Here is a 20,109-nt window from a genome sequence, read left to right as displayed (position 1 = left end):
GCCTCAGCGCTTGACGGCCAGCACGCCATCGAGCGCCAGCTCGGCCTTGAAGCCGGCCTTTTCCAGGCGCTTGGCCACTTCGCGTGGCACGTCGCGGCCGCTGGTCAGCTTGTTCGGCGCACCGGTGTAGTGGAACAGGCGACCGCCCTTGCGGATGACGCGGGCGAGATGGTCGTAGAACACCTGCGAGTACAGTTCGCCGGCAATGCCGAAGCGCGGCGGGTCGTGCAGGATCGCATCGACGCTGTTGCTGGCGACCTGTTCGATCTGCTGCGAGACATCGCCGTGGCTGAAGTGCAGGCGGCCGCCGGCGGCGGCTGAGTCAGGATCGGGCGACCACGGATTGAGCGTGCGCAGCCACATCACGTCGGCGTTCTTTTCGAACGAGCGGATCTGGCCGACGCCGGCCTCCAGTGCGCAGGCGGCGAAGTAGCCAAGCCCACCGCAGGTATCGAGAAGGCTCTTGCCTGCCGGGGCGACCAGCTCGACCTTGCGGCGCGCGTCCTCGAACGGCGACAGCTTGGAGGTCGGCAGCATCTTGATGCCATCGATCTCGAAGGTCGGTGCGCCCCACTCGGTCGGCACCAGCTTGATCAGCGAGCCGCTGAAGCGGGAGATGGAGCAGAACTCCTCGCCATCCCAGTAGTACAACGTGCGGTCCTTCAGCTTGCCCGGCCACGGATAGTGCTGGCCGCGGAAGGTGAAACCCTCGGCATCCAGCTGTACTGCCTCTTCGCTGCGGCCCAGATCGAGCGAGCCCTGCCATTCGGAGGCGCCCTTGTCGTGGGCACGGCGCAGGGTGTCAGCGCTGTCGCGGGTCAGCAGGGGGCCGGAGTAGTGGGGCACGGCGGGTAGGGTAGGTGGCTCGGGGGAGGGCATGGTACCGCAGGCGCTGTGCAGCCGAGCCGGGCAGGGGCGCGGCGCTACCGCAGGTCGGTGCAGCTGAATCCGTGGATGGTTCCCTCTCCTGAGATCATGCCGACGCCTCGCGAGGGCTGCATTCCCCGCAACGCGCACGAACGGCGATGGACATCCTGGGTGGCGGCTGGCTGCCGGTCGAAGTCGTAGCGCATGCTGCCGTCTTCCTGCAGCAGCCAGTGTACGGTTACGCGTTCGGCGCGTTGCCCCTCGATTTCCCAGTCGAAGGTACGCATCACCAGGATCTCGCCATCAGCGGTCTCACGCACCTCGTCGTAAGCACCCTGGGTCTTTGCAACGATTGCGGCCAGCAGGAGAAGAACGGTCATCGGAATTCCTCCTCGAAACCGGCAGCGTGCGCCAGCGGCATCGCTGAGGCCATGGGAAGAATTGCAATGTGGCCGCTACGGGCACTTCACCGCATACACCGGTCCGGCGCCGATCAGCAGCAGCGCCATGTAGTCGCTGTCGCGTGCCCGGGCCTTCAGCGTGGCGCCGTCCTTGACGCGGAAGATGCCGAAGCCGCCGGCCATCCGGATCAGTGCGCTGTCGATCTGGTCGGCGTCGTCGCGGAAGTACTGCTGGATGTCGCTGCGGCTGGCCTTGTACAGCGCATTGGGTTCGCGCTGCCATTGGCCATCGCGTTCGAAGGACACGAAGTACTGGCTTGCTTCCTTTTCGATGCGGAACTCGGCGGACTTGCGCGGGCTGGTGGCGAAGCAGCCGAGCATCGGGTCGGAGGAGAACGGCAGCTGGGTGTCGCCGGAACAGGCCACCAGCAGCAGGAGGGCACCGGGCAGCAGCAGGCGGAGCGTGCGCATGGGATGTCCCGACGGGGCAGGTGCGGCCAGTGTAGGCAGCACGCGGCGCTGGCCCGTACAGATTTTCGGCAAGAACCGCCGCCCTGCCGGCGTCACGCGCTGCGGTGGATCTCCACGGTGATGTGCACCAGTTCCTCGTGGATCGCCAGCGCCTGGCGCACGGTGTCCGGATCCAGCGTGGCATCACTGGTGACCACGCTGGCGGCGACGGCGTACTTGCCGCGCCCCACCTGCCACACGTGCAGGTCGGCCAGGCGTGCCGGCCATGGACCCTGCTCGATCACCTCGCGGACTTCAGTCACTACCGGTGCGTCCATCTGCGCGTCGAGCAGGATGCGGCCGCTGTCGCGCAGCAGGCCGATTGCCCACACGGTGACCAGTACCGCGCCGACCAGGCCCATCACTGGATCCAGCCAGGTCAGGCCGAGCAGCTTGCCGCCCAGCAGGGCGACGATGGCCAGCACCGAGGTGGCGGCGTCGGCCAGCACGTGCACGTAGGCCGAACGCAGGTTGAGGTCGTGGCCGTGGGAATGGTCGTGGTCGTGATCGTGGTGATGACCATGATGATCGCCATGTTCGTGCCCGTGTCCATGGTGGTGATGGGCGTGGCCCGGACTGTCGTGCAGCCACCACGCGCACAGCAGGTTCACACCCAGGCCGACCGCGGCAATGGCGATGGCTTCGTTGTAGTGGATGGGCGCGGGCACCCACAGGCGTTCCAGCGATTGCACGGCCATCAGCGCGGCGACGCCGAGCAGGGCGATGGCGCTGGTATAGCCGGCCAGGATCTCGATCTTCCAGGTGCCGAAGGCGAAGCGCGGATCGTGCGCGTAGCGCCGTGCGCAGCGGTAGGCGAACACCGACAGGCCCAGTGCCAGCGCGTGCGAGCTCATGTGCCAGCCGTCGGCCAGCACGGCCATGGAATTGAACCACCAGCCACCGACGATCTCCACCAGCATCATGCTGACGGTGAGCCACATCGCGCGGCGGGTGTTGCGTTCGGCCAGCGGATTGCCGTCGTCGAAGCGGTGCTCGTGGCGACGGGCGGCGGCGAGGGCGTCCAGGTGCATGGCGGCGGTCAGGCCTGGGTGGATACCCCCATAGGGTATATGATCCTGCCATGGCCCATGTACACAGAAATCGAAAGCAGCTGCTGACCCGGGTGCGCCGCATCGGCGGGCAGGTGGCGGCGCTGGAACAGGCATTGAACACGCCCGAGGGCGAGGCAGGCGACTGCGCCGATGTGCTGGTGCAGGTGGCGGCCGTGCGTGGCGCTGCCCACAGCCTGCTGATGGAACTGCTGCACGAGCATCTGCAGGAACACGTGGTGGGCGCGGACGACCCGGCGCAACGGGCGGCCGAAGCCGAGGTACTGGTGGAACTGCTGCGGCGCTACGGCAAATAGCTGGGTAGTGCCGGCCGCTGGCCGGCAACCTCATGACCTGCGGACGATGCCTGCAGTTGTCGGCCAGCGACCGGCACTAGCTTCTGCGGTGCCGGTGCTGCGCGTTCCACAGGTGCGTGGCGGCCAGCAGCAGGCTGCCGGTGACCGTCAGCGGGGTCTCCCAGGCGTGCGAGGGCAGTGCCAGCGCCCCGGCCATCAACAGTGCCAGGCCCATGCCCGCGCTCAGCCATGCCAGCGCAGGCAGCGGCTGGCGGCGTTCGGCGCGCCACAGGGCAAAGCCGGTCATCGGCAGCGCGATGGCGACGAAGACCAGATGCACCCACTCCGCTTCGGCCCAGACGCCGAACAGCGGCAGCGCGGCCGCCAGCAGGGGCAGGGCCAGGCAATGCAGCAGGCACAGGCTGGACAGGGCTACGGCACCGGCATCAAGCAGGGCGGCGGAGGGCGACTTCATGCGGGGGGATTCCTTGCGCGACAATTGTTATACAGTAACATTTCCATTCCGCAGCCAGCCCGCTCCGACATGAACACTGTTTCCCGCGCCGACCGCCGCCTTCCGGTCACCGTGCTTTCCGGCTTCCTCGGTGCCGGCAAGACCACCCTGCTCAACCAGATCCTGCGCAACCGCGATGGCCTGCGGGTGGCGGTGATCGTCAACGACATGAGCGAGGTCAACATCGATGCGCAGCTGGTGCGCGATGGCGGCGCCGAACTGCGTCGCACCGAAGAGACGCTGGTGGAGTTCAGCAACGGCTGCATCTGCTGCACGCTGCGCGACGATCTGCTGCAGGAGGTCAGGCGCTTGGCCGACAGCGGCCGCTACGACTACCTGCTGATCGAATCGACCGGGATCGGCGAGCCGATGCCGGTGGCGGCCACCTTCGCGGTGCGCGATGAGCACGGCTTCAGCCTGAGCGATATCGCACGGCTGGACACGATGGTGACGGTGGTGGATGGCAGCGCCTTCCTGGCCGATTTCGGTTCGACGCTGCGCTTGGCCGAACGTGGTCAGCAGGCGGGGCCGGACGATGACCGTGGCGTGGTCGACCTGCTGTGCGAGCAGGTGGAGTTCGCCGATGTGATCGTGGTCAGCAAGGTGGACCAGGTGGACGACGAAGTGCTGCAGGACACGCTGGCCGTGCTGCGCGGCTTGAATCGCGACGCGAAGCTGCTGCTGTCCAGTTTCGGCGACGTGCCGCTTGCCGAGCTGCTGGATACCGGTCGCTTCGATTTCGAGCGCGCGCAGCAGGCCCCCGGTTGGGTGAAGGAACTGCGTGGCGAGCACACGCCGGAAACCGAGGAGTACGGCATCGGCAGCTTCGTCTATCGCTCACGGCGGCCATTCCATCCCGCCCGTTTCGCGCGCACATTGCAGCGCGGTATGCCCGGGGTGATCCGCAGCAAGGGCTGGTTCTGGCTGGCCAACCGCATGGACTGGGTGGGTGAGTTGAACAGTGTGGGCGCGGCCACACGCACCCAGGCGGCGGGCTTCTGGTATGCGGCGCGCGAGCGGGTGCGCGCCGGCCAGGAGGACACCACGCCGCTGCTGCCGCCAACGCCGCTGCCTTACAGCGATCTGGGCTGGGCCCGGCAGCAGGCCGATTGCTGGAGCGCGCCGCTGCCGGACGTGCGGGAATTCCCGGACGCGGCCGCGCACTCGGCAATGGCACGCCTGTGGCATCCGCTGTGGGGTGACCGCCGGCAGGAACTGGTGGTGATCGGCGTGCACATGGACGAGCGTGTGGTGCGGTCGGCCCTGGATGCGTGCCTGCTCAACGACACCGAGCTGCAGGCCGGGCCCTTGCTGTGGCAGCAGATGCCGCAGGCGTTCCCGGTGTGGAAGCGTTGATGCGTCTGCGCCACGCGTGGATGAGAGGCTGGCAGTAGATCCACGCTACGCGTGGATGAAAGGCTGGTAGTAGATCCACGCCATGCGTGGATGAATGCCTGCAGGAGCCGAGCACCTGCTCGGCCCTACAACGCATCGCGCCACCGCCAACCTGCATCACCGACCTGCAGCACCTGCGTTGGCCGCAGGGCCTGCAGCAGGTGGGTGTCATGGCTGACCATCAGCAACGCCCCCGGCCACGCCGCCAGCAGCTCTTCCAGCGCCTGCAGCGCAGCAAGGTCCAGCGCGTTGCCCGGCTCGTCCAGCAACAGCAGCTGCGGGGCAGGATCGGCGTACAGCACGCTGGCCAGTGCCCCTTTCACCCGCTCGCCATCGCTGAGGCTGCTGGCCGGGCGCTGGACGCGCTGCGCATCCAGGCCCAGCAGGGCAAGACGCGTACGCAGTTCACCCGCATCGGCCGCGGGATTCGCAGCGCGCACGGCATCGAGAATGCTCTGCTCACCTGCAAGCCCCAGCAGTTGCTGGTCGAGCAGGGCCAGCGGCGCATGCCGCTGCACCTGACCGCTGCGTGCCGCCAGCTGCCCGGCCAGCACGCGCAGCAGCGTCGACTTGCCGCTGCCGTTGTCGCCCACGACGGCGATGCGCTGGCCGCGCCGGATCTCCAGCTGCAGCGCCGCGTTGCAGCCATGCGGCAGCACCAGATCGTGCGCCTGCAGCAGGCGGGCCTGGCCACGCTCGCCTTCGCCACTGAACAACGCCAGTTCTGGCGTCACGTGTACTGCCGCAGCGGCGGCGCGCACCTGCGCCGCGCTGGCCTGCAGGCGGTCGCTCTGGATCTGCTGCGCACGGCCGTGGCTGGCTTCGGCGCGCTGCTTCTGCCGACCGAGCAGGATCGGTGCCTGGTTGGCCTCGCGCGCTTCGCGGTTGCCACGTGCCTGCCGCTGCTGCTGGCGCTCGTTCTGTTCGCGCGCGCTGCGTTGCTGCTGCCGGTGCTGGGCACGGGCATGCTCCAGCTGCGCGGCGGCGGCCTCGCGTTCGGCGGCGCGTGTGTCGGCATAGTGTTGCCACGGTCCGCCGTAACGATGCAGGCCGTGCGCGTCCAGTTCGACGATCTGCGCCATCTGCGCGAGCAGGCCACGGTCGTGGCTGATGGCCAGCAGGCCGCCCTGCCACTGCTGCAGCTGTGCGTACAGCTGGTGGCGATGCCGGGCGTCGAGATGATTGCTTGGCTCGTCGAGGATCAGCCAGTCCGCGCCGCTGGCCCACGCACCGGACAGCGCCACCTGCATCGCCTGGCCGCCACTGAGCCGGGAGGCGGGCTGCGCCGGATCAAGGTCGGCCGGCAGCTGCATCGCCTGCCACTGCTGCTGCAGGCGTTCGCGCAGGTCCCAGTGGTCGCCCACGCAGGCGAAATCGGCTTCCTCGATGCTGCCTGCTTCGATGCGCGCCAGTGCCGCCAGTTCGGCGCCGACGCCGGCCAGTTCACCCACCGTGCCACGTGGCGGATAGCCCGGCGTAGGCAACAGGAACACCTGGCCACTGCGGTGCACGCGGCCATCGTCGGGCGACAGCTGGCCGGCGAGCAGGCGCGCGAGCACGCTCTTGCCGGCGCCATTGGCGCCGACCAGCCCGGTTGCCACCGGTTCGAAGGAAAAGGACAGATCGGAAAACAACGGTCGGCCATCGGCCAACCGATACGACACGCGATCGAGCGTGAGGGAATGCGAAGTCATGCGACCTCCATGGATGCCTGGTTCTCCCCTGCGCGCAGGGGCGGGAAGAGTCGGGCCGTCTAGTGCGAAGACGGCGGCATCACTGGCGCATTGGTCGCGAGCCTCGGTGGGGAATGAGCGGGCAGTATAGCGCCGCGAGCTGAATGGTCGCGGCCGTGGCGCGGGGTCAGGGCACCGTATCCAGCCGCGCGCCGACAAATTCGATGAATACCCGCAGCTTCGGCAGCACGTGGCGGCCGGAGGGCCACAGCAGGTGGAAGGTGCCGCAGGAATGCACATGCTCTTCAAGCACGGTGACCAGCCGGCCATCGGCCAGTGCATCGCGCACCGAATGCACCGGCACGAACGCCAGGCCCCCGTCGCGCAGCGCCAGTGCCACCCGCGCTTCGATGGTGTTGGCGACCAGGTGCACCGGCAGATCCTGTGCCGTTTCGCCTTCGGGCCAGAGGATCGGCCATGGCTCGAGCTTGCCGGTGCTGGGGAAGCGGTAGTGCAGCAGGCGGTGCTGCAGCAGGTCGGCCGGCGTGCGTGGAACGCCATGCCGTTGCAGGTACGCCGGCGATGCAACCACGCGGCGTGGGAACACACCGAGGCGGCGTGCGGTGAGGCGTGAATCGCTGGGCTCGCCAACGCGCAGCACGGCGTCGAAGCCTTCCTCGATGACATCGACCAGGCGATCGCAGAAATCCAGCTCCAGCCGGATGTCCGGATAGGCCGCCATGAACTCGGCCATCAGCGGCAGGGTCAGGTCGCCCACCAGCGGCAGGCTGATGCGCAGGGTGCCGCTGGGGGTTGCATGTTGCTGCGCCAGTTCGGTGCGTGCGGCATCGCGTTCGTCGAGGATGCGGCGGCAGCGTGCCAGGAACAGCTGGCCCTCGGCCGTGAGGGTGATGCTGCGCGTGCTGCGGTGGAACAGGCGCACGCCGAGTGCGTGTTCAAGCCGGGCCACGCACTTGCCGGCGGCCGAGGCGGAGATGCCCTGCACGCGGCCGGTGTCGACGAAGCTGCGGGTGTCCGCGGCGTGGACGAAGGTCTGCAGGTTGGCCAGGTTGTCGAGGACGGACATGGGGTAGGTCGCTGCGAAAGTGGGCAGGGTAGGGCGCGGCAGTCCGGCCCGCTGACGTAGCCCGCGCAACACTGCGGTGCGCGGGCTTGGCGGGGCGGTACGGCCCAGCGGTTCCGGGCATCATGCCGATTGCGGACCTTGCGGTCCATGATGCACGGAGCCCCGCCCCGCTTTTTGCCGGCGCCGGAGCTGCCTACCGTGGCGGGCCTCTCCCCACGGATCACCCCGATGACACTCGCCCTCCCTGTTGATACCGCACCGGCACTGCCTGCGGTGAACGCGCTGCTGCAGGCCGTGCATCCGCAGCGCCTGGTCGGTGCGGTGGTACTGGTGCGCGAGCACGGCGTCCTGCGGCACGCCAGCGCCAGTGGCCTGGCCGACCGTGAATCGAACACGCCGATGCGCCGCGACCACCTGTTCCGGCTGGCCTCGGTGAGCAAGCCGCTGCTGACCACGGTGATCCTGCGCCTGGTAGCCGAGGGGGTGCTGGACCTGGACGCGCCGGTGCAGCGCTGGTTGCCGGCGTTCCGCCCGGCGCTGGCCGATGGCAGCCAGCCATCGATCAGCCTGCGCCAGTTGCTCAGTCACAGCAGCGGGCTGGGCTACCGCTTTCTGGAAGCCGATGCCGAGGGCCCTTACGCGCAGGCAGGCGTGAGCGATGGCATGGACGCGAACCCGGTGACGCTGCAGCAGAACGTGCAGCGTATCGCGCAGGCGCCGCTGCTGTTCGCGCCGGGCAGCCAGTGGCTGTACTCGCTGGGCGTGGATGTGGCGGGCGCCGTGGCTGAAGCGGCCACCGGCGAAAGGTTGCAGGTGTTGTTCGACCGGCTGCTGGCGCAGCCGCTGGGCCTGCGCGACACCGCGTTCGCCACCGACGAGGGCGCTCGTCTGGCCACGCCGTATGTCAGTGACACGCCGCAGCCGCATCGGTTGCGGGAGGGCGAGGTGGTGCCTGCGTTCGAGGGCGCGGTGGGCATCGAGTACAGCGTGGCGCGGGCGACCGACTCACACCGCTATCCGTCGGCAGGCGCGGGGCTGGTGGGCAGTGCCGACGAGGTGATGGCCGTGCTGGAAGCGTTGCGCGATGTGCGCGCCTCGCAGTTGCTGCCGGACAGCTTGGTTGCACAGATGGGAACCCCGCAGGTCGGCGAGCTGGGACCGGTCGATCCGCCGGGTTGGGGCTTCGGCCTCGGCTTTGCGGTGCTGGGTGATGCAGCGGCCAGCGGCACACCGCAGACCGCAGGGACATGGCGTTGGGGCGGTGCTTACGGCCACAGCTGGTTCGTGGACCCGGCGCGTGGCCTGAGCGTGGTCGCACTGACCAACACGCTGTATGAAGGCATGCATGGCGCGTTCGTGGATGAACTGCGCGATGCGGTGTACGCCGATCTGGAGACCGTGCGATGAGCGGCCACGCAATTGATGCAGGGGCTCCGGCGGGTGAAGCAACGCGCCTGCCGTGGCGCGGGCTGCTGGCACTGGCCGGTGGCGGCTTCATTACCCTGCTGACCGAAACGCTGCCAGCGGGCGTGCTGCGGCCGATGGGCGAGAGCCTCGGCGTCAGCGATGCGGCCGCAGGTCAGCTGGTGAGCGTGTATGCACTGGGCTCGCTGCTGGCTGCATTGCCGATGACCGCGCTGACCCAGCGCCTGCCGCGCCGTCCGCTGCTGCTGGCGGCGATTGCCGGCTTCATGGTGGTCAACACGGTGACCGCGCTGAGCCACGACTACGTGCTGACCCTGGTGGCGCGCTTCCTGGCGGGTGTGGGCGCAGGCCTGCTGTGGTCACTGGTGGCCGGCTATGCCGCGCGCATGGTGGTGCCGGAACTGCAGGGAAGGGCGATCGCGGTAGCGATGATCGGCTCGCCGCTGGCGCTGTCGCTGGGGGTGCCGGCCGGCACCTTGCTGGGCCAGCAGATCGGGTGGCGCTGGGCGTTCGCGTTGATGAGCGTGCTGGCGGTGCTGCTGCTCGGCTACGCACGATGGGCACTGCCCGCGTTGCCGGCGGCCGGTGCAGGCCGGCGCCTGTCGCTGGGTTCGGTCTGGCGCATGCCCGGCATCCGCAGCACGCTGCTGGTGATGGTGCTGTACGTGCTGGCGCACAACGTGCTGTACACCTACATCGAGCCGTTGGCAGTGCAGGCCGGCGCCGGGGCGTGGCTGGACCGGCTGCTGCTGGCATTCGGCATCGCCGCGATCGTGGGCATCGCCATCGCCGGCTGGGGCGTGGACCGCCACCTGCGCGCGCTGGTGTGGGCCAGCGTGATCGGCTTCGTGATGGCGGTGGTTTCGCTGCTGCTGTGGCCTGGCGTGCCGGGCGTGCTGCTGCTGGTGACGATCCTGTGGGGCGTCGCGTTCGGTGCGGTACCCACCCTGTTCCAGACCGCCCTGGCGCGCCGCGCCGGTGCCGCCGCCGACCTGGCGCAGTCGATGCTGGTGACCGGCTGGAACCTGGCCATCGCCGCCGGCGGCGTCGGCGGCGGCCTGATGCTGCAGGCCTGCGGCGCCCAGCACCTGGCCTGGCTGCCGTTGCTGCTGCTGGTGGTGTGCGCCCTGTGGGTCTGGGCGCGGCCGAAGGCCTGGACGTAGGGGTCGATCGAGGGTGACGGGGTTGCCGGCCAGCGGCCGGCACTACCCCGGCCGAAGCTCAACAGCGCGCGCGAGCGCAGCGACCCGCTGTTGCTTTTCTCTTCTCTTCTACGTGGTGGAACGCCGCAGAGATCTGTCCCGGGTCGGGCGGGGTGGATACGCGGGGGTGTCCGCCGCATGGATGCGGCGGCCAAGCCTCCACGGACGGATTCACGGCGTCCCCCGCGTATCCACCCCGCCCGGCCAACCCACGAACCGCTCTTAGCGACCCACCACGAGGGGCTGCGCCGTTCGCCGACTACGACTCCCCCGCCTGCTCGCGCTCGAACGGCACGCTGCGCGGATTCTGCATGTGCTCCCGCGCCGCGCCGTACTGCTGCTGGCGCTTGCGGTGGAAGGCGATGAACTCATCGCGCGGCAACGGCCGCGAGAACAGCCAGCCCTGGCCGAACTGCACGTGCTGGCTGTGCAGGTAGGCCAGCTGCGCTTCGGTTTCCACGCCTTCGGCCACCACCCACAGGCCCAGCTCGCGGGCCATGCCGATGATGTGCGGCGTGACCGGGCTGGTCGCGCTTTCGGTGCCGATCGCATCGACGAAGGACTTGTCGATCTTCAGTGCATCCAGCGGCAGCTGCTGCAGGTACTGCAGGCTGGAATAGCCGACGCCGAAGTCATCGATGGCCACGCTGTGGCCCGCGCGCCGCGCCGCGGCCAGCATGGTGCGGGCACGGTCGATGTCGAGGAAGCCATGTTCGGTGGCCTCCAACCAGATCTGCTGCGGCAGGATGCCGCTGCCGGCCATGCGCTGCGAAATCACCTTCAGCGCACGTCCGCTGCTGATGTCCTCGGCCGCCAGGTTGATCGCGATGTGTGCACTGCGATCCTCGGCCAGCAGCTCACGCATGTCGGCAACCACGTTCTCGATCACCAGATCGGTGATGGCGGCGATCATCCCGGCTTCTTCGGCCAAGGGAATGAACAGGTCCGGACGCACCTGCGTGCCGTCGGGGCGCTGCCAGCGCACCAGCGCCTCGGCGCCGACGCAGATGCCGGTGTCCAGTTCGATGATGGGCTGGTAGTGCAGGTAGAGTTCGCGGCGGCGGATGGCGATGCCCAGTTCGCCGCGCATCGACAGCCGTCGTCGCGACAGCCAGATCACCAGCCCGGCACCGGCGGCGGCCATCAGCAGGCCCAAGGGCACAAACAGCCACGCCTGCTGCCGGAACGTGGCCGCCAGCGCGGTGCGCGGCGCCGTGGCGATTGCCAGCCATTCACCGCTGCGCGCGCTGGCATACAGGGTGTCGCGGTCCAGGCCCTCGCCGGGCTCACGCAGCAGGCGCTGCAGCAGGGCGGGGTCCATGCCATCCTGCTGGGTCAGCAGCCGTCCATCCGGACTTGCCAGGGCCAGCCGCACGTCCGGATCGACGATGACGTCGACGAAGCGCCGAGGGTCGACCAGCACGTCGTAGGACCCGTACATCATGGACAGCATCGGCCGCCGGCCAGCCGCCTCGGGGCGCACGTTGACGGTGATGCCGGCACCATCGCTGGTGACGTGGTCCGGCGTGGGCTGGTCCACATCCTGCTGGAACGGCCCCCACGACGTGCAGCGCAGCTTGCCGCCCTCGAAGTAGCCCATCTGGTCCGACGACGGCGTGGTCATCACCAGGGTCTGCATGCGCTGGATGTGTTCGGCCCCGCAGGGCGGCAGCACGGTGGCCTCGGCCGACTTCAATGCCGCCAGCGCTTCCTGGTAGGACACTTCGGTACGGCGCAGGCTGCGCTCGGCGATGGCATGCAGCCGCTGCTGTTCGACACTTACGGCACGGTCCCAGGTGGCATAGACCATGACCGCGATCGGCACTGCAGCGGCCAGCACGGCCAGGACGGTGCCGCCGATGATGACCCGCAGTCGGCTCATGACCGGGACTCCAGAGAGGTGTGCAGGGTTGGGCACATGGGCGGGGCCGGTCCTTGGGCGATGGCGGTATATGAACACGGCGCCGGGCTGGGCGGAATGGGACAAAGGCGGTAACGGGTCACATTGTGGTGAAAGTGACACTTGCTGACGGCCCTGGGCCGTCCGGCGCTGGCGTTGTGGCAGCGGGAGGACTAACGTCGAATGCTTCACCCGCCCCTTCCCGCGCCCATGACCGAGCCCGCCACGCCCCCCGAGCACCTGCGCCGCAGCCTGTCCAACCGCCACCTGCAACTGATCGCCATCGGCGGTGCCATCGGTACCGGCCTGTTCATGGGCTCGGGCAAGACCATCAGCCTGGCCGGCCCGTCCATCGTGTTCGTCTACCTGATCATCGGCGCGATGCTGTTCTTCGTGATGCGGGCGATGGGCGAGCTGCTGCTATCCAACCTGCAGTACAAATCCTTCATCGATTTCTCCACCGATCTGCTCGGGCCATGGGCCGGGTTCTTCTGCGGGTGGACGTACTGGTTCTGCTGGATTGTCACCGCCATCGCCGACGTGATCGCCATCGCCGCCTATGCGCAGTTCTGGTTCCCGGGACTGGAAGCGTGGAAGCCGGCGCTGGCCTGCGTGATGCTGCTGTTGTCGTTGAACCTGGTGACGGTGAAGCTGTTCGGCGAAATGGAGTTCTGGTTCGCGCTGATCAAGATCGTGGCGATCTGCGCGCTGATCATCACCGGTGCTGGACTGGTGGCCTGGGGCTTCACTTCGCCCAGCGGCCACACCGCATCGCTGTCGAACCTGTGGAATGACGGCGGCATGTTCCCGATGGGCCTGGTGGGTTTCTTCGCCGGTTTCCAGATCGCGGTGTTCGCCTTCGTCGGCATCGAGCTGGTGGGCACCACCGCTGCGGAAACGGCTGATCCCGAGCGCAACCTGCCCAAGGCGATCAACTCGATCCCCGTGCGCATCATCATTTTCTACGTGCTGGCGCTGATCGCGATCATGGCGGTGACCCCGTGGCGCCAGGTGGTGCCGGACAAGAGCCCGTTCGTGCAGCTGTTCGTGCTGGCCGGCATTCCCGCCGCCGCCAGCCTGATCAACTTCGTGGTGCTGACCTCGGCCACGTCCTCGGCCAACAGCGGGATCTTCTCCACCAGCCGCATGCTGTATGGCCTGGCTGAGGAAGGCCACGCGCCACGTGGCCTGTCCAAGCTCTCGCGCGCTGCAGTGCCGGCACGGGGCCTGCTGTTTTCCTGCCTGTGCCTGCTGGGCGGCACCCTGCTGATCTACCTGATCCCCAACCTGGTGACCGCCTTCACCCTGGTCACGACCCTGGCGACGGTGTTGTTCATCTTCGTCTGGTCGCTGATCCTGGTGGCCTACATGGTCTACCGCCGCCGCTACCCCGAGCGCCACGCGGCCTCGATCTTCAAGATGCCCGGTGGCGTGGCGATGTGCTGGGCCTGCCTGCTGTTCTTCGCCGCCGTGCTGGTACTGCTGAGCCTGCAGGCCGACACCCGCCAGGCCCTGATGGCCAGCCCAGCGTGGTTCGTGCTGCTGGGCGCCGGTTATTGGCTGCGGCGGAAGATGGCGAGGTAGTCAGGAGGACCCTCGCCGACAGATCCAACGGCCCCGGTGAGTCCTATCCACGCATGGCGTGGATCTACACGTGTCGACCAAGGTCGACACCCACCAACAGCCGCGTGGTCGACATCCTTCAGCAGCTGCGGGAGATGGCGCGGTAGTCGGCAAGACCCTCGCCAACAGATCCAACGGCCCCGGTGAGTCCCATCCACGCATGACGCGGATCTACACGTGTCGACCAAGGTCGACACCTACCAACAGCCGCGTGGTCGACATCCTTCAGCAGCTGCGGGAGATGGCGCGGTAGTCGGCAAGACCCTCGCCCACAGATCTCGCGGCCTCGGTGAGTCGCATCCACGCATGGCGTGGATCTACACGTGTCGACCAAGGTCGACACCCACCAACAGCCGTGTGGTCGTCACCCCTCCAGCAGCCGCGGGAGATGGCGAGTAGTCAGCAAGACCCTTGCGCACAGATCTCACGGCCCCGGTGAGCCCCATCCACGCATGGCGTGGATCTACGTGTCGACCAAGGTCGACACCCACCAACAGCTGCGTGGTCGACATCCTTCAGCAGCTGCGGGAGATGGCGCGGTAGTCAGCAAGACCCTTGCGCACAGATCTTACGGCCCCGGTGAGCCCCATCCACGCATGGCGTGGACCTACACGTGTCGACCAAGGTCGACACCCACCAACAGCCGCGTGGTCGACACCCACCAACGGCAGCACAGAACTCCGTTCCCGGGTCGCGGGGGAATTGTCGAAGGCGGGGTGGGTCCGGTTGCGGGGGCGTGAGCCGCATGGATGCGGCGACCGAGCCTACATGGACCGAGCCTACATGGACGTATTCACGGCGTCCCCCGCAACCGGACCCACCCCGCCATCCCACGGATAGCCTGCTGTTGCTGTTGCCGTTGCTGCGGCCGTTGCTTCTGCGGGTGCCGGGCGCCGCCCGGCCGAACCCCCATTCACTCAGTGTTAGCGGCCGCAGCCGGATCATCCCGCCGCCATGCCCCTCCGTCCCGCCCTCGTCGCGCTGTTGCTGCTGTCTGGCCTGTGGCCAGGGCTGGCCGCTGCGCGCACGGTCTACCGCTGCGTGCAGGGCAACACGGTCAGCCTGGCCACCGCACCGGAGCCCGGCTCGCGCTGCACGCCGAAGGAGATCGAGGACAGCGCCGTGCAGACCCCCAACCTGTGGGGCAACATGGGCGTGTTCAGTGGCGTGCTGTACGAGCGCGAGCAGGACGGCAAGCTTGTCTATTCCACCCGCAACCTGCCCGGCTCGCGGGTGTTCCTGAAGTTCACCGTGGCCACACCGCCGGGCGAACCGGCGCACGAAGGCCTGGGCAAGGTCGGCAAGCCGCAACTGGCCCAGCACGCAAAACAGTTCAAGGCGGCGGCCAAGGCCACCGGCGTGGACGATGCCTGGTTGCGGGCGATCGCCCATGCCGAAAGCAACTTCGACGCGCTGGCGGTGTCCAGCAAGGGCGCGCAGGGCGTGATGCAGCTGATGCCGGACACCGCGCTGGAATACGGCGTGCGCGACCCGTTCTCGCCGCAGCAGTCCATCGACGGCGGCGCCCGCTATATGCGCGCGCTGCTGCGTCGCTACAACGGCGACCGCCCGCTGGCAGCGGCGGCCTACAACGCTGGCATCGGTGCGGTGGCGCGCTACAAGGGCGTGCCACCGTATGCCGAAACCCTGGCCTACGTGGACAAGGTGATGGCCCTGTATACGCGTTACCGCGAAGCGATGGGCATCCGTACCGAAGTGCCGGCGAAGTAGCCGGTGCTCAGCGCGATGTGGCGCTGCCCACCAGCTCGTAGCGCTCGATGCGACCGACGCGCGAGACTTCGGCCTGCACGTCGGCACGCTGCTTGAGCTCGCGCCACGCGGCATCGATGCGTACATCGCCCGGCAACGAGGGATACACGCGCATGTCCTGCAGGCTGGCCAGCGCATCGCTGCGCTCCAGCGGCGAGCGCAACTGCTCGATCAGCACGGCTGCGGCCCCATCCAGATCACCTTCTTCCAGCAGCATCTCGCGATGGAACAGGCGCGCGTCCTTGCGCTGGGCGACGATGACCGCACGTGCTGCGGCGGCAGCGGCGGCATCACCGCGCTGGCGGGCAGCGGCGAATTGGATCACTGCCTGTGCGGCCTGGCCATAGCCGCTCAGATCGGTCAACGTGGCGATCGCGGCGTCTGCTTCCTGCGCCTGGCCCAGTGAGCTGAGCACGAAGGCCACGTTCATCTGGTGCTCCAGACCATCCGGCCCAAGCGCGCCGATGCGCGCGGCGAGCTTGGCCGTCTCCAGCACTTCATCGGTGCGCCCCAGGCGGCGCAGCGCCGCGACGCGGCTGTTGAGCAGCCACGCCAACCACTCCGCTTTGACGGCGGACAGTGCCTGTCCTTGCGCAACGGCCTCGGCCAGATCATCGGTCAGTGCCAGGACTTCCTCGTTGCGGTCGAGCATCAGCAGCGTGCTGCTGAAATCCACCAGGCGTGCATCGAGGTCACCATCGAGCAGACCCGATACACGCAGGGTATCCAGATGGGCCTGTGCGGCCTTGACCGGATCGAAGCGTGCATCGTGGCGATCCACGTAGCGGTCGAAGCGCTTGTCGCTGCGCAAGCGGATCAGTTCGGCCGGGGTGTCGATGCGTGCCAGCGTGGTCGGGATGGCATCGCCGCGACCGTTGTCGGCCTGCAGCGTGGCCAATTCCAGCCACAGCCCGGTGGGTTCGGTGCCGGCGCTCTTCCAGCCGTTGTCGAACAACGCCTGCAGCAGCGCCATGCGTTGCGCAGGCTGCTCGCGCAGGTGGTACTGAAGGTAGCTGACGGTATGGTGGTCGATCGCCAGCGGGCTGTCGGCATGCGCCAGCGCCTGTGTCAGATGCTCGACTGCCGCTGCGGGTTGGTCATCGTTGAGGTCCAGCGAGACCAGCGTAGTCAGGATGCTTGCATCACCCGGCAACGCCAGCAGCGCCTGCTGCAGGTAGCGACGTGCCAGCGCGGGTTGCTTCTGCATGGCCGCCGTCCAGCCGGCAATCTGCGCGGCGCGGCCGCGCCGCTCGGCATCGAAGTCGGCCAGCAGCGGGCTGTCCATCAGCCGTTCCATGGCGATCAGCGCGGCCAGCGTATTGCCGCTGCGGGACTGCTCGATGGCGGTATCCCACTGCTGCGCGTACGCAGCATGCGAGGCATCCAGCGCTGCATCGGACGGAGGTTGCGAAGGAGACGTGGGCGTCCGCGGCACGTTTGCCGACGCGGTCGTGCTGGTCAGCGCGGCAAACAGCAGCGCGAAGAGTGGGGTACAGCGGGGCATGGTGGGCCTCCGTCCATGGAGCGGACATTGAACCTGCTGTGGCTGCGCAGGACAAGCGCTGTGAAAGGGCCCTGGCCATCGCCCTGACCATCGGCCATGGCGCTGCGCGGACGCAGCCATTATCGTGCGTGGCTCTCCATGCAGGCACAGGCAAACGGAACGATGGCGCGGTGGCAAGGGATGGCGGTGGGTGCGGTGGTGGTGGCAACAGCGGTGGCGCTGGCGGCAACCTGGTGGGAGTTCCCGGCATCGGGCCCGCAGGTGCCGGCTGGCCCTGCGCCGACCCCGCTGGCGTGGACCGCACAGATCGAACTGCTGGCCGGCGACGGTCATCCGGGTGATCGCGATGGCGCCTCGGCGCAGGCACGCTTCGCCGACCCCTACGCGCTGCTGGCCAGTGCCGATGGCAGCGTCTACTTCACCGATGCCGGTGACAACAACCGCATCCGCCGCCGCCTGCCCGATGGCCGTATCGAAACGGTAGCGGGGCAGGGCGAGGGTCGTGTCGATGGGCCAGCCCTGCAGGCCAGTTTCAACACCCCTTCGGGCATTGCCGCCGATGCACAGGGCAACCTGTATGTGGCCGACACCGGCAATCATGCGATCCGGCGCGTCAGTACTGATGGACAGGTGACGACGCTGGCCGGTGGCCAGCAAGGCTTCGCCGATGGTCCCGCCGCGCAGGCGCGCTTCGATGGGCCGATGGGCATCGCCGTGGATGCGCAGGGACAGGTCTATGTGGCTGATACCTGGAATGACCGCATCCGGGTGATCGGTACCGATGGCAACGTGCGTACGCTGGCCGGCGGCGATCGCCCGGGCTTCGCCGATGCGCTTGGCGCTGACGCTCGTTTCGATACACCGGTGGCGCTGGCCTTCGATGCGCACGGCGCACTGCTGGTGGCCGATCTGTTCAACAACGCAGTGCGTCGCGTCGGCGCCGATGGCATGGTCAGCACCGTCGTTGGCCGCGGGGAGGTCATCAATGGCCCGCTGTCACTGGCCACCACGCATGACGGCGTGCTGTACGTGGGTGACCTGGATGGACGCATCGTGCAGGTGACCCCGCAGGGGCATCAGCTGGCACTGCTGGGCAATGACCGCCTGCCACGCCTGGCGCGCCCCAGCGGTCTGGCGGTAGAGGCCGACGGTACCCTGCTGGTGGCCGATTCCGCGGCGTATCGCCTGCATCGCCTGCGTCCGTTGCCGGTGGGTGAACTGCCCGCACCGGCGCTGGTGGGCCCGGCCTCGGATGCGGCGCTGCCGGACAGTGGCGGACGCTGGCCACTCGCACCGCAGGATGGCTGGCACGAAGTGGTCGGCACGCTCGGCGAGGTGCGCGGCACCTTCCAGGGTGAGAGCCGCCACCACCTGCACGGCGGCTTCGATGTGCGCGGCGATGTCGGCCAGACCGTGCTGGCGATCGCCGACGGCAAGATCAGCAGCCCTATCGCCGCCTGGAGCCTCGGTGGGCAGGCTGAGGGCCTGGCCGTGGACCGGTTGAAATACATCCACATGCGCGTCGGTCGCACGCCACGCGGCGAACCGTTCGACGCGCGCTGGCAGCCGCTGTACGCCGAAGACGGCACGCTGGAGCGCATCCGCGTGCGCCGTGGTACACGCATCCACGTCGGCGACCGCCTGGGCAGCATCAACAACCAGGCGCACGTGCACCTGGCCGTGGGCAATGGCGGTTTCGAGACCAATGCGGTGGCGCTGGGGTTCAAGAACTATGCTGACCACTTCGCGCCGCGCATCACCGATGTGGCGCTGCTGGACGATAACGACCAGCCACTGGCCGCCGGCAGCGATGGCGTGGTGATGCTGGCCCGGCAGGGACGCGGCGTGCAGATCGTGGTGGAGGCCTGGGACCAGGTGGACAACAACCTGCCGCGTCGCCGCCTGGGGCCGTACCAGGTGGGTTACCAGATCCTCGATGCCGCCGGGCAGCCACTGCAGGGCTACGAGCAGCCGCGCTGGAACATCGTCTTCAACCGCATGCCACCGCAGAAGCAGGCGGTGAAAGTGGCTTACGCACCCGACAGCGGCATCACCGTGCATGGCAGCGCGGTCACCCGCTTCCGTTATCTGGTGACCAACACCGTGCGCGATGGACTGATGGAAACCGGGCGCTGGCAGCCGGCGGCGTTGCCGCCGGGCGAGTACATCGTGCGTGCCAGTGCGCGCGACTACAGCGGCAACGAAGGCGTGGGCCTGCGCGATATCAGGGTACGGCTGCTGCCATAGCCGCGGCCGGGGCGCCGCAGCGTTCGCGCTCGGCGTCCATGTCTTCCAGCGGCCGCACCTCGATGCTGCCGAAGCGGGCCCACGGGAAGCCCTGGGCGATGCGCATGGCCTCATCGCGGTCACGGGCGACGATCAGGTTGAAGCCGGCCAGCAGTTCGCGGGTTTCGGCGAAGGGACCATCGAGTACCCGGCTGTGGCCATCGCGCACGCGCAGGGTCTGCGCCGATTCGATCGGCTGCAGTTTCTGCGCCGCCAGCAACGTGCCCTCGGCCTGCAGTTTGTCGGCATGGGCGAGACAGTCGCGCATCAACGTATTGAAGTCGTCGATGGGCAGTGTGCGCAGCAGTGACGGGTCGATGTAGATCAGAAGCAGGTACTGCTGCATGGCGGAGTCCTGGCGGGGGCGGGGGACCATGATCGCGCAGGTTTGCGCGGGGGCATGCTGCACTGCGAAAGGCAGAGCGGGAAGCGCGCCTTCGGCGGGGATCGGCGAACGGCGGGGCCCCTCCGTGGTGGGGTTGGTCGTGAAGAGCTGCATCTCTGCGGGTTGGCCGGGCGGGTGGGCTGAGCAGGGGACGCCGTGAATACGTCCTTGNAGGCTCGGGCGCGCCATCCATGGCGCTTACGCCCCTGCGCAACCCACCCG

Annotated in this window: 17 protein-coding genes; 7 read left to right on the top strand and 10 right to left on the bottom strand. The window is 68.3% G+C overall.

Annotated features, from left to right (window positions below; all coding sequences use genetic code 11):
- Positions 1–3 precede the first annotated feature (3 nt).
- The 4 genes from TEP_RS17340 to dmeF all read right to left on the bottom strand — a co-directional run bounded on the left by TEP_RS17340 (position 4) and on the right by dmeF (position 2,809).
- A complete protein-coding gene (locus TEP_RS17340; RefSeq protein ID WP_206140244.1) occupies positions 4–879 on the bottom strand; it encodes an MnmC family methyltransferase in 876 nt (291 codons plus the stop codon).
- 44 nt (positions 880–923) lie between these two features.
- A complete protein-coding gene (locus TEP_RS17335) occupies positions 924–1,247 on the bottom strand; it encodes a hypothetical protein (RefSeq protein WP_132826096.1) in 324 nt (107 codons plus the stop codon).
- A 75-nt stretch (positions 1,248–1,322) separates the two neighbouring features.
- On the bottom strand, positions 1,323–1,739 hold the full coding sequence (locus tag TEP_RS17330; RefSeq protein ID WP_132826095.1) for a hypothetical protein: 417 nt from the start codon (positions 1,737–1,739) through the stop codon (positions 1,323–1,325).
- A 92-nt stretch (positions 1,740–1,831) separates the two neighbouring features.
- Positions 1,832–2,809 (bottom strand): CDF family Co(II)/Ni(II) efflux transporter DmeF, encoded by a 978-nt coding sequence (gene dmeF / locus TEP_RS17325; protein ID WP_132826094.1) that lies wholly within the window; start codon positions 2,807–2,809, stop codon positions 1,832–1,834.
- Between the two features lie 50 nt (positions 2,810–2,859).
- Here dmeF and TEP_RS17320 point away from each other — a divergent pair, with 50 nt between their 5' ends.
- Positions 2,860–3,144, top strand: coding sequence for a metal/formaldehyde-sensitive transcriptional repressor (locus TEP_RS17320; RefSeq protein ID WP_032975559.1), 285 nt, complete (start codon positions 2,860–2,862; stop codon positions 3,142–3,144).
- 76 nt (positions 3,145–3,220) lie between these two features.
- Here the strand turns inward: TEP_RS17320 and TEP_RS17315 are convergent, their stop codons facing one another.
- Positions 3,221–3,598 carry a MerC domain-containing protein gene (locus tag TEP_RS17315; RefSeq protein WP_025879198.1) on the bottom strand — a complete coding sequence of 126 codons (378 nt, stop codon included), beginning with the start codon at positions 3,596–3,598 and terminating at the stop codon, positions 3,221–3,223.
- Positions 3,599–3,667: 69 nt separating this feature from the next.
- On the opposite strand from TEP_RS17315, the gene TEP_RS17310 reads away from it, so the two are divergent.
- On the top strand, positions 3,668–4,993 hold the full coding sequence (locus tag TEP_RS17310) for a GTP-binding protein (protein ID WP_132826093.1): 1,326 nt from the start codon (positions 3,668–3,670) through the stop codon (positions 4,991–4,993).
- Positions 4,994–5,118: 125 nt separating this feature from the next.
- Here the strand turns inward: TEP_RS17310 and TEP_RS17305 are convergent, their stop codons facing one another.
- Both TEP_RS17305 and TEP_RS17300 read right to left on the bottom strand, forming a co-directional pair.
- Complete coding sequence (locus TEP_RS17305; protein WP_132826092.1) at positions 5,119–6,726, bottom strand: ATP-binding cassette domain-containing protein; 1,608 nt, start codon at positions 6,724–6,726, stop codon at positions 5,119–5,121.
- 166 nt (positions 6,727–6,892) lie between these two features.
- The gene (locus tag TEP_RS17300) at positions 6,893–7,792 is read right to left on the bottom strand and encodes a LysR family transcriptional regulator (RefSeq protein ID WP_132826091.1); all 900 of its coding nucleotides are present in this window, start codon (positions 7,790–7,792) and stop codon (positions 6,893–6,895) included.
- A gap of 228 nt (positions 7,793–8,020) precedes the next feature.
- On the opposite strand from TEP_RS17300, the gene TEP_RS17295 reads away from it, so the two are divergent.
- Together TEP_RS17295 and TEP_RS17290 are read left to right on the top strand one after the other, a co-directional pair.
- Positions 8,021–9,199, top strand: coding sequence for a serine hydrolase domain-containing protein (locus tag TEP_RS17295; RefSeq protein WP_132826090.1), 1,179 nt, complete (start codon positions 8,021–8,023; stop codon positions 9,197–9,199).
- Entirely contained in the window at positions 9,196–10,380 is a 1,185-nt protein-coding gene (locus TEP_RS17290) for an MFS transporter (protein ID WP_132826089.1), read from the top strand. Before TEP_RS17295 ends, TEP_RS17290 begins: the two co-directional genes overlap by 4 nt.
- A gap of 298 nt (positions 10,381–10,678) precedes the next feature.
- Here TEP_RS17290 and TEP_RS17285 read toward each other — a convergent pair whose 3' ends face one another.
- Positions 10,679–12,301 (bottom strand): EAL domain-containing protein, encoded by a 1,623-nt coding sequence (locus TEP_RS17285; protein ID WP_132826088.1) that lies wholly within the window; start codon positions 12,299–12,301, stop codon positions 10,679–10,681.
- A 228-nt stretch (positions 12,302–12,529) separates the two neighbouring features.
- Here TEP_RS17285 and cycA point away from each other — a divergent pair, with 228 nt between their 5' ends.
- Complete coding sequence (gene cycA / locus TEP_RS17280) at positions 12,530–13,903, top strand: D-serine/D-alanine/glycine transporter (RefSeq protein WP_132826087.1); 1,374 nt, start codon at positions 12,530–12,532, stop codon at positions 13,901–13,903.
- A gap of 993 nt (positions 13,904–14,896) precedes the next feature.
- A complete protein-coding gene (locus tag TEP_RS17275; RefSeq protein ID WP_132826086.1) occupies positions 14,897–15,673 on the top strand; it encodes a lytic transglycosylase domain-containing protein in 777 nt (258 codons plus the stop codon).
- Positions 15,674–15,680: 7 nt separating this feature from the next.
- Here the strand turns inward: TEP_RS17275 and TEP_RS17270 are convergent, their stop codons facing one another.
- Complete coding sequence (locus tag TEP_RS17270) at positions 15,681–17,216, bottom strand: hypothetical protein (RefSeq protein WP_132826085.1); 1,536 nt, start codon at positions 17,214–17,216, stop codon at positions 15,681–15,683.
- A 162-nt stretch (positions 17,217–17,378) separates the two neighbouring features.
- On the opposite strand from TEP_RS17270, the gene TEP_RS17265 reads away from it, so the two are divergent.
- Positions 17,379–19,463 (top strand): NHL repeat-containing protein, encoded by a 2,085-nt coding sequence (locus TEP_RS17265; RefSeq protein WP_132826084.1) that lies wholly within the window; start codon positions 17,379–17,381, stop codon positions 19,461–19,463.
- Here the strand turns inward: TEP_RS17265 and TEP_RS17260 are convergent.
- A complete protein-coding gene (locus tag TEP_RS17260) occupies positions 19,441–19,848 on the bottom strand; it encodes a YciI family protein (RefSeq protein WP_049464203.1) in 408 nt (135 codons plus the stop codon). The two genes, TEP_RS17265 and TEP_RS17260, sit on opposite strands and share 23 nt — an antisense overlap.
- Positions 19,849–20,109 lie beyond the last annotated feature (261 nt).

Source organism: Stenotrophomonas sp. TEPEL (genome assembly GCF_004348785.1).
GTDB classification, from domain to species: domain Bacteria; phylum Pseudomonadota; class Gammaproteobacteria; order Xanthomonadales; family Xanthomonadaceae; genus Stenotrophomonas; species Stenotrophomonas indicatrix.
This window is presented reverse-complemented; position numbering and strand designations above follow the sequence as displayed.

Bases quoted from the DNA above. Each gene is read 5' to 3' on its own strand.
- TEP_RS17310 (WP_132826093.1), top strand. From the start codon at position 3,668: ATGAACACTGTTTCCCGCGCCGACCGCCGCCTTCCGGTCACCGTGCTT.
- TEP_RS17320 (WP_032975559.1), top strand. From the start codon at position 2,860: ATGGCCCATGTACACAGAAATCGAAAGCAGCTGCTGACCCGGGTGCGC.
- TEP_RS17300 (WP_132826091.1), bottom strand. From the start codon at position 7,792: ATGTCCGTCCTCGACAACCTGGCCAACCTGCAGACCTTCGTCCACGCC.
- dmeF (WP_132826094.1), bottom strand. From the start codon at position 2,809: ATGCACCTGGACGCCCTCGCCGCCGCCCGTCGCCACGAGCACCGCTTC.
- TEP_RS17335 (WP_132826096.1), bottom strand. From the start codon at position 1,247: ATGACCGTTCTTCTCCTGCTGGCCGCAATCGTTGCAAAGACCCAGGGT.
- TEP_RS17340 (WP_206140244.1), bottom strand. From the start codon at position 879: ATGCCCTCCCCCGAGCCACCTACCCTACCCGCCGTGCCCCACTACTCC.
- TEP_RS17295 (WP_132826090.1), top strand. From the start codon at position 8,021: ATGACACTCGCCCTCCCTGTTGATACCGCACCGGCACTGCCTGCGGTG.
- TEP_RS17330 (WP_132826095.1), bottom strand. From the start codon at position 1,739: ATGCGCACGCTCCGCCTGCTGCTGCCCGGTGCCCTCCTGCTGCTGGTG.
- TEP_RS17305 (WP_132826092.1), bottom strand. From the start codon at position 6,726: ATGACTTCGCATTCCCTCACGCTCGATCGCGTGTCGTATCGGTTGGCC.
- cycA (WP_132826087.1), top strand. From the start codon at position 12,530: ATGACCGAGCCCGCCACGCCCCCCGAGCACCTGCGCCGCAGCCTGTCC.
- TEP_RS17285 (WP_132826088.1), bottom strand. From the start codon at position 12,301: ATGAGCCGACTGCGGGTCATCATCGGCGGCACCGTCCTGGCCGTGCTG.
- TEP_RS17270 (WP_132826085.1), bottom strand. From the start codon at position 17,216: ATGCCCCGCTGTACCCCACTCTTCGCGCTGCTGTTTGCCGCGCTGACC.
- TEP_RS17290 (WP_132826089.1), top strand. From the start codon at position 9,196: ATGAGCGGCCACGCAATTGATGCAGGGGCTCCGGCGGGTGAAGCAACG.
- TEP_RS17315 (WP_025879198.1), bottom strand. From the start codon at position 3,598: ATGAAGTCGCCCTCCGCCGCCCTGCTTGATGCCGGTGCCGTAGCCCTG.
- TEP_RS17275 (WP_132826086.1), top strand. From the start codon at position 14,897: ATGCCCCTCCGTCCCGCCCTCGTCGCGCTGTTGCTGCTGTCTGGCCTG.
- TEP_RS17260 (WP_049464203.1), bottom strand. From the start codon at position 19,848: ATGCAGCAGTACCTGCTTCTGATCTACATCGACCCGTCACTGCTGCGC.
- TEP_RS17265 (WP_132826084.1), top strand. From the start codon at position 17,379: ATGGCGCGGTGGCAAGGGATGGCGGTGGGTGCGGTGGTGGTGGCAACA.